Source organism: Achromobacter sp. SIMBA_011 (assembly GCF_046535435.1).
Taxonomy (GTDB): Bacteria; Pseudomonadota; Gammaproteobacteria; order Burkholderiales; family Burkholderiaceae_B; genus Achromobacter; species Achromobacter dolens.
Map to the genome: position 1 here is coordinate 1 of NZ_JAWRWN010001327.1, position 231 is coordinate 231.

The 231-nt window shown below is 56.3% G+C and carries 1 pseudogene; it reads right to left on the reverse strand.

Annotated elements, in window-relative coordinates:
• Positions 1-231 (reverse strand): annotated as a pseudogene (locus SB816_RS35390) (MFS transporter); the annotation flags it as partial.

Here is a 231-nt window from a genome sequence, read left to right on the forward strand (position 1 = left end):
GACCGCCGTTGAGGATTGTTCGGAAGAAACCGCGCGATAAACGAGCAGCACCGCGATAATATGCAGGTTGGTTTTCGAAAAAATCCAGCGCAGGTCGAGTAGCGGGTTTTTGCGCGGCAATTCGATGAAGGCCATCAGCGTCAGGAGCGCGATCGACGTTGCCAGAAGCACGCCCAGCCACCATGTCTCGAACCACCAATAGAACCGGCCAAGGGTGAGCATGACGGCAAG